At 68.1% G+C, this 7,585-nt stretch carries 8 protein-coding genes and 1 rRNA gene; 3 read left to right on the top strand and 6 right to left on the bottom strand.

Annotated elements, in window-relative coordinates; translation table 11 throughout:
- A 16S ribosomal RNA gene (locus AAD496_RS14605) occupies positions 1 to 73 on the bottom strand; the annotation flags it as partial.
- A gap of 787 nt (positions 74 to 860) precedes the next feature.
- On the opposite strand from AAD496_RS14605, the gene AAD496_RS14610 reads away from it, so the two are divergent.
- Both AAD496_RS14610 and AAD496_RS14615 read left to right on the top strand, forming a co-directional pair.
- Entirely contained in the window at positions 861 to 2,312 is a 1,452-nt protein-coding gene (locus AAD496_RS14610) for an amino acid permease (RefSeq protein WP_349829595.1), read from the top strand.
- A gap of 280 nt (positions 2,313 to 2,592) precedes the next feature.
- The gene (locus tag AAD496_RS14615; RefSeq protein ID WP_349829597.1) at positions 2,593 to 3,072 is read left to right on the top strand and encodes a GNAT family N-acetyltransferase; all 480 of its coding nucleotides are present in this window, start codon (positions 2,593 to 2,595) and stop codon (positions 3,070 to 3,072) included.
- Positions 3,073 to 3,092: 20 nt separating this feature from the next.
- Here AAD496_RS14615 and dctP read toward each other — a convergent pair whose 3' ends face one another.
- The 5 genes from dctP to AAD496_RS14640 all read right to left on the bottom strand — a co-directional run bounded on the left by dctP (position 3,093) and on the right by AAD496_RS14640 (position 6,584).
- Positions 3,093 to 4,382 carry a TRAP transporter substrate-binding protein DctP gene (gene dctP / locus AAD496_RS14620; protein ID WP_349829598.1) on the bottom strand — a complete coding sequence of 430 codons (1,290 nt, stop codon included), beginning with the start codon at positions 4,380 to 4,382 and terminating at the stop codon, positions 3,093 to 3,095.
- Positions 4,383 to 4,519: 137 nt separating this feature from the next.
- A complete protein-coding gene (locus AAD496_RS14625; RefSeq protein WP_349829599.1) occupies positions 4,520 to 4,759 on the bottom strand; it encodes a hypothetical protein in 240 nt (79 codons plus the stop codon).
- 90 nt (positions 4,760 to 4,849) lie between these two features.
- The gene (gene ispF, locus AAD496_RS14630) at positions 4,850 to 5,377 is read right to left on the bottom strand and encodes a 2-C-methyl-D-erythritol 2,4-cyclodiphosphate synthase (RefSeq protein WP_349829601.1); all 528 of its coding nucleotides are present in this window, start codon (positions 5,375 to 5,377) and stop codon (positions 4,850 to 4,852) included.
- Positions 5,374 to 6,105, bottom strand: coding sequence for a 2-C-methyl-D-erythritol 4-phosphate cytidylyltransferase (gene ispD / locus AAD496_RS14635; protein WP_349829604.1), 732 nt, complete (start codon positions 6,103 to 6,105; stop codon positions 5,374 to 5,376). The genes ispF and ispD overlap by 4 nt, the downstream gene beginning before the upstream one ends.
- Entirely contained in the window at positions 6,102 to 6,584 is a 483-nt protein-coding gene (locus tag AAD496_RS14640) for a CarD family transcriptional regulator (protein WP_349829602.1), read from the bottom strand. Before AAD496_RS14640 ends, ispD begins: the two co-directional genes overlap by 4 nt.
- A gap of 375 nt (positions 6,585 to 6,959) precedes the next feature.
- Here AAD496_RS14640 and AAD496_RS14645 point away from each other — a divergent pair, with 375 nt between their 5' ends.
- Positions 6,960 to 7,514, top strand: coding sequence for a hypothetical protein (locus tag AAD496_RS14645; protein ID WP_349829603.1), 555 nt, complete (start codon positions 6,960 to 6,962; stop codon positions 7,512 to 7,514).
- The last annotated feature ends 71 nt before the right edge of the window (positions 7,515 to 7,585 follow it).

Below are 7,585 nucleotides of genomic sequence, written 5' to 3' on the forward strand. Positions count from 1 at the left end.
TTCAGCGTTCGACTTGCATGTGTTAAGCACGCCGCCAGCGTTCGTCCTGAGCCAGGATCAAACTCTCCATAAGAAAAATTTCGTGTTCGACCCGGACTCGAATCATGTCGTGTACACCACACCCACACGCACCGTTGGAGCACGCGCGGGTTGGAATGTCTCAAAGGACAATGACAAGAACCGACACGACCTCCACACCCACCAGTCAGGCCGAAACCCGGCAGTCGGTGTGGCATGTGTCTTTCTTGTACATCCTCCATACTGTTCCATCCGTGGCGTCCAGGGACACGATGTGTCCGGACCGTCCAGGCCCCCACGGCCACACTGTGTGCGACACGCGGGTGAAATATGTGGCCTGGAGACCAATTGTTTGGCACCATCACGAATGGAAGTACGAGGTACGCTATTGAGTTCTCAAAGAACAGACGCTCACCACCACTACCCCCGCACATCCAGACGCATGGACCCGAAGGTTCATGTCCTGTTCGTGTCGGCCTCGTGGTGAGGCAACTTCTCCATCCTAGACCCGGACCGGCATCCGGTCCAAATCCTGCCCGTGTGACCCTGACCGCACGATCGTGGCCGGCACCCGGACCGACCAGGAGAAACACGGACTCGGAAGTCCCTGCCCGTCACCCGGTCGGGTGGAGATTGATTTTTTGTTTCCGCCGTGTTTCCCCGGCGGACGAGATACCACTCTAGTCCGCTCGGATCCCGGCGCGCAACTCGAGAGCGGGAGAACTGGACCACATTCCGCGGGCCACCCGCACCACACGCCCACTGGCACCCCGGCGGCACCCCTCGTCGAGCCCGGGCCTACCATTACCTGGTTTGTTCCGCTCGTCGACGAAGGCCCCTATATGTCCGGTCATCCGACCACCTCCACGCCGCGCGCTCCCGGCTCCGGCGACCCCGCGCACTCCGTTACGCAGGAGCACACCGCTACACACGAGCGCACGGCTCTCCGCTCCTCGATGAAGCCCCGGCACCTCGTCATGATGAGCCTGGGCTCCGCGATCGGCACCGGTCTGTTCGTCGGTTCCGGCCAGGTCGTGCAGACCGCGGGTCCGGCCGCTCTCGTCGCCTACGTCATCGCCGGCTTCATCGTCGTCTGTGTGATGCGCATGCTCGCGGAGATGGTCGCCGCCGATCCGAACCCCGGCGCATTCTCCTACTATGCGGGCAAGGCTCTCGGTCCCGCCGCCGCCTTCGCCGTCGGGTGGTTGTGGTGGCTGCAGATGTGCCTGGTCGTCGCCGCCGAAGCGGTCGCCGCTGCCCAGATCCTCCACGAACTCACGCCCGCCGTTCCCTCGTGGCTCTACGCTCTGGCGGTCATGCTCGCCTTCACGGGGATCAACCTCGTGTCCGTCGGCGGCTTCGGGGAGTTCGAGTACTGGTTCTCCCTCGTGAAGGTGGCCTTCGTCGTCGTCTTCCTCGTCGTCGCCGCCGGCTTCCTCGTCGGCCTCACCCCCGGTGAGTCCCCCGGCCTCTCCCATCTCACCGACGGTTCCTTCATGCCCACCGGCGTCACGGGTGTGGCCGCGGCCCTCCTCATCGTGGCCTTCTCGTTCGGCGGTGTGGAGATCGTCGCCATCGCCGCCGCCGAGACCGCACGCCCGCGACACAGCATCGCCTCCGCCACCCGCGCGATCCTGTGGCGGATCCTCATCTTCTACATGGGTTCGGTCGCCGTCATGGTGCTCACCGTCCGCTGGGACGACCCCGACCTCCACGCCGCACCCTTCGTCACCGTCCTCCAGGTCGCGGGACTTCCCGCTCTCGCCGCCACCCTCGGCGTCGTCATCGTCGTCGCCCTGCTCTCGTCCCTCAACGCGAACCTCTACGGCGGCTCCCGCATGGTGTTCTCGCTCGCGGACCGTGGGCACATGGGACGTGGTCCCATCGGGCGGGCCTTCTCGGGAACGAACTCCCGCGCCGTCCCCGTCGTCGCCGTCCTCGGCACCTCGGTCTTCGGGTTCGCCGCCGTCGCCGCGAACTTCTTCTTCGGCGCCGCGGTCCTCGGGTTCCTGCTCAACCTCGTCGGCTCGACCCTCATCGTCACCTGGCTCGTCACGATCGTCTCCCACCTGGTGCTCCGCCAACGCGCCCGCCGCGAAGGCACGCCACTTCCGCTGCGGATGTGGGCCTTCCCCGTCCTCACCTGGGTCGTGCTCGCTCTCGTCCTCGCGATCGTCGCCCTCGGCATGACCGTCCCCGCGGTCCGCTCCCAACTGATCGCCACCGCGCTCCTCACCGCCGTCCTCTTCGGACTCGGGTGGCTGGCCACCCGCCGCGGAACCACCGCGCCCTGACGCACCGCCGAGGCACCCTGCCCTCGTCCCGCGCACCGTTCTCTTCCCGCGCACTGCCCGCTCCCACACCACTGCCCTCCCCGATGCGTCCGGGGAGGGCAGTGCTGTCCTCCGACCGTGTCGCGTCCTGGTGGATCGCGGACACGGGTGATGACGGAAACCTCCGTGTCACCACCGGAGCCTAGAGTTCCTTCGAGGAGTCCTCCGGAACCTCCACGTTCCGGAACGGTCGGGTGACGGACCGAGGAAGAGGGGAACCACCATGGTGAGCATCGAGCCGATGACCGACGCACACGCCGCCGACGTCATCCGTATCTACCGCGCAGGGATCGACGCCGGGGGCGCGACCTTCGAGACGGAAGTACCGGATTTCGCGACCTTCCACAGCGGCAAGATCGCCGACCTGAGCTTCGTCGCGGTCGGGGACGCGGGGGACGGCGCGGTCCTCGGATGGGTGACCGCCTCGCCCACGTCGTCGCGCAGGGCCTACGCAGGCGTCGTCGAGCACTCCGTGTACGTCGATCCGGCCGCCCAGGGGCTCGGGATCGGACGGATGCTGCTCTCCCATCTGTTGGAGCGCACCGATGCCGGTGGGTACTGGACGGTGACGAGCTCGCTCTTCCCGGAGAACCAGGCCTCGAGAGCACTGCACGCCGCGCTCGGTTTCCGCGAGGTCGGCCGGCGCGAGCGGATCGCCCGCCAGTGGGGACGCTGGCGCGACACGATCCTCGTGGAGCGTCGGTCGCCCGTGGTCGACTGAGACCTACGCCGCCCGCGCCCTCATTCCGGGCGGTGCGGCAGGATCACGTCGTCGTAGACCCGCTCGGCGAGCGGCCGGAAGTCGACGTCCCCGGGTTCGTACCAGTCGTCGAAATCGGCGAGAGTGCCCGCATCGGAATAGCCGAGCTCCTCGGTGATGATCCCTTCCCACTTGTCCGAGAGCGCCCGGATCTGGTCCTCGACGTCCTCCGGCAGGCGGCCCTCGTCGATGAGGCCCTGGACGAGTTCGTCCTGCACGTCGGAGATGGCCGCTTCGGCTTCCGGGTCGAATTCCTCGATCGTCCCGTTCGCGTCACGCAGGTCGAGGACCGCTTGGTGGCCGGCGTCGGCCGTGCCGAGGATGTTCCCCTCGAACTCCGGCACCGCCGAGTCGAAGATGATCTGCTGGTAGGCCAAGGGCAGGGTCTCCCATTTCGAGCCGAGCAGGTGGGCCGCCGTCGCGGAACCGGTCATCCGGCCCTCGGTGAAGTGCGCCAGATGCGGCGCCACCCCCATGAGTCCGGTCGATCCGGCCACCTGCGGTTGGACGAAGGTGCAGTCCACCGTGCCGCGTTCGAGCGCCTCGAAGGTCTCCGCGTACTCCAGTGACACGGGCGAGGCACCGATCTCCGGGACGATCGCCGCGTGGGCCGACCCGGCGATCCGCATGACCCGACCGTTCCAGTCCTTCAACGAGGTGCCCGGTTCGGTGCAGGCGGTCCAGTAGTCACCGGACACCATGAGCGCCTGGAGCGGGGTGAGTCCCTTCTCCTCGAACTCGGCGAGCAGGTCCTCGCTGTTCCACCCCCAGTCCGCCATGACCGCCTGGTTGATCGCCTCCCCGACGAGCGGCGACGCCGGGGTGTACTGCGTGAGCTTGTTGTAGGCGTCGATCACCGGGTACTCCTGCGGGAAGTACACGGCGGCGACGAAGGCGAGGTCGATCCGCCCGTCCACGAGTGCATCGGTGACCTCGGAGTGAGGCGCGATCGACTGGCCCCAGTTCATCTGGACGGTGATCTTGCCACCGGACCGTTCCTCGATCTCGGCGGCGAGCATGTTCGGCCCTTGCGCCGTCGGGGTGTTCGGGCCCGAGGTGCCCGGCTGGAACACGAGGGTCACCGGGTCGAGGTCCGCGATCGCCGCGTCGACCTCCTCCTGGGAAGCGCCGTACGCGAAACCCTCGCCGCCCGCGCCCGCGCCGTCACCTCCCGCGGTCGAGACCCCACCGGCACAGCCGGCGAGGAGTGTCAGTCCGGCGGCCGCGGCCGCGAGGGGGACGAGGGTCCGCGTGAACGGGATGCGTGACATGAGAGGGGACCTTCCGACGTCGTTGTCGTACCGATTGAAGACACGCTAACGAACGTTCGGAAAAAAGTGAATGTGTCGCGCAGTAGCGGCACAGCCCTGAGCAGTGGCGGGATGCCGGGGCTCGGGCGGCATCGAGCTCAGCCCTTCTTGACCTCGCCCGTCGTGTGGTCGACGTTGCGGAGGAAGGCGAGCACGACCATCTTGTGGTCGACCTTGCCCTTGACCGGGTGCATGGACTCGAAGCCCAGACGGTCGGGGTGGTTGGTCCACTCGTAGGTGTAGACATCGCCCTGCCGGGTCACGAGGAAGTCCTTGTCGCCCTCGAGGGTGAACTCCTCGACGAACTTCGGGGTGCCGGTCTTCTTGTTCTTGGTCATGGTCGTCCATTCTCCCCCAGGTCCGGTGCCCGCGGGGTGTGACCTTCGTCGGCGACGGCCGGCCTGGACGACTCACCGGGGCCGGACGGCTCAGCCGACCGGGACGACGAGGGCGACGGCGGTCGCAGCGACCCCTTCGCCACGACCGGTGAGGCCCAGCCCGTCGGTCGTCGTCCCCGAGAGGTGGACCGGCGCCCCGAGTGCCGCGGAGAGCACCTGTTCCGCTTCCTCGCGCCGGGACCCGATCTTCGGGCGGTTGCAGATCGCCTGCACCGCGACGTTCCCGATCGCGTACCCGGCCTCCCGAACGAGCCGGGCAGCCTCCGCCAGGAGCTCCACGCCCGAGGCGCCCGCCAATTCCGGCCGGTCCGTACCGAAGTGCCGACCCAGGTCCCCGATCCCGGCCGCCGAGAACAGGGCGTCACAACAAGCGTGGGCGACCGCGTCGGAGTCCGAGTGACCCTCGAGCCCCGTGACGCCCTCCCAGAGCAGGCCCGCGAGCCACATGGGGCGATCCGGATCGGAGGAGATCGCGTGGACGTCCGTGCCGGTGCCGACGAGGGGCACCACCACTTGCAGGAGCCGAGGATCCGCGGGCCTGTCCCGGGGTGCGCTCATCGGGTCTCCTCCTTCGGTGCGGTACCGGTCAGGTACAGACCGGCGACGCCGAGGTCGATGGGGTGGGTGATCTTGAGAGCCTGCTCCGAACCGGTGACGGCTCGGACGGACAGGCCCAGCCGCTCGACCAGGCCGGCGTCGTCGGTGGCCGCCGGGTCGGGCTCGGCGCGCTGCCGCTCGTGCGCCCGCACGAGGACGGAGCGCGGGAATCCCTGTGGGGTCTGGATGCGCCGCAGCGCCGACCGGTCGAGCCCGCCGTGCAGGGCACCGGATCCGTCGACCCGGCGGACCGTGTCCGTCACGGGCACGACGGGGACGACCGCCTCGGCGCCGGCGGCCAGCGCCGACACGACCGCACGGAACACATGCGGCGGGGTGAGGCAGCGCGCGGCGTCGTGGACGAGCACGTACTCGCAGTCCGGGACCGCACGCAACGCGCGGTCGACCGATTCGATGCGATCCGCACCGCCCGGGACGACATGGACGGCAGGTGCACCCGGTTCTACGAGGAGTGGTGCGAGGGAGTCCGACGAGAGCGCGGTGCGGGCCTCACGCACGAGCGCCTCGGGCACCGCCACCACGATGTGGGTGGCAATGCCCGAGGCGATGATGCCGGCGACACTTCGCTGGAGCAGGGTGGCGCCGTGGAGTTCGACGAACGCCTTGGGGCGGTCAGCGCCCAGGCGCGTGCCCGACCCGGCGGCCGGGACGACGACGCAGGTGCTCAGGACGCGAGGACCTCGTCCAGGAGGGCCTCCGCCTCTTCCTCTTCCTTCTTCTCCGCCAGGGCGAGCTCGGAGACGAGCACCTGACGGGCCTTGGCGAGCATGCGCTTCTCGCCGGTGGAGAGTCCGCGGTCCTGCTCACGGCGCCACAGGTCGCGGACGACCTCTGCGACCTTGATGACGTCGCCGGACTGGAACTTCTCCAGGTTGGCCTTGTAGCGTCGGGACCAATTGGTCGGTTCCTCGCAGTTCTCCTGGCGCAGGACCTGGAAGACGCGCTCCAGGCCCTCTTCGCCGACGACGTCGCGGACGCCGACCAGATCGCAGTTCTCGGCCGGGACCTCGATGGTCAGATCGCCGTGGGAGACCTGCAGCTTCAGATAGAGCTTGTCCTCACCCTTGATCGTGCGGGTCTTCATCTCCTGCACGAGAGCCGCCCCGTGGTGGGGATAAACAACGGTGTCGCCGACCTGAAAACTCATATTCTCCTGAACCCCTTTCGCGGATTTCCAGTCTACCATGAGCCACGCCACAGGAAACGCTGTGATTCCGGCCAAAAACGTGCTAGGGCCCGAGAATCCGGGGATCTCAGGCCCCGTGTGAGTCGCGACGCGTGAGCGCGACCACCGCTCGACGGAGCCCATTCAAGGACCCGAACGCCCGTCCGGTATCGGACCACACGAGGCTCCGGTGCCGGCGCACACGAGGCGCTGACCTCCCGACTTCCCGCCTCACGTCCCCACGCGTACGCGGACGAGGACTCCCACGTCACGCGGTTCTACCCCGAGTCGAAGAACGGGTAGGATACGTGACGATTCCGTACTCCTGCCGTCCAGCCACTTCAAGGAGCCTCAACCGTGAAACGGCTTTCCCGACTCGCACTCGCCGCTGCGGCGGTCGCACTCTCCGTCTCGACCACCGGCTGCGCGGCCATGCTCTCGGCCCAGCAGACCCAGAACTACACGTACAACGGTGGCGACGGTTCGTGGACCGAGGTCGGCGACGTCAAGGTGCGCGGCATGCTCCTCATCGCGAACGCCGCGGACGAGGCCCAGATGTTCTACACCGTCGTGAACAACGAGGCCGACCCCGCGAGCGTCGAGATCTCCGTCGGTGACACGGACGAGTCCTTCACCGTCCCGGCCGGCGAGGTCGTCGTGCAGTTCCCGGACAACGAGGACTCCCGCTCCGCCGAACCCCTGGTCGTCACCGGTTACGGCGCCGAGGTCGGCGACCACGTCGAGGTCGACGTCACCATCAACGGTGAGTCCACGACCGTCGCCACCCAGGTGCTCGACGGCAACCTGCCGGAGTACGAGGACTACGAGCCGAGCTCCCCGGAGGGCGATGCCGCCGAGGCCGAGCAGGAGGCCGCGGAGGCCGCACACGCCGAGGAGGAGTCCGGCCACTGAGCCGCTCCCCCATACACGAGAGAGGGGCCCGAGGACGATGTCCTCGGGCCCCTCTCTCGTGTATCGGGCCC

The organism is Brevibacterium litoralis (genome assembly GCF_040212315.1).
GTDB classification, from domain to species: domain Bacteria; phylum Actinomycetota; class Actinomycetes; order Actinomycetales; family Brevibacteriaceae; genus Brevibacterium; species Brevibacterium litoralis.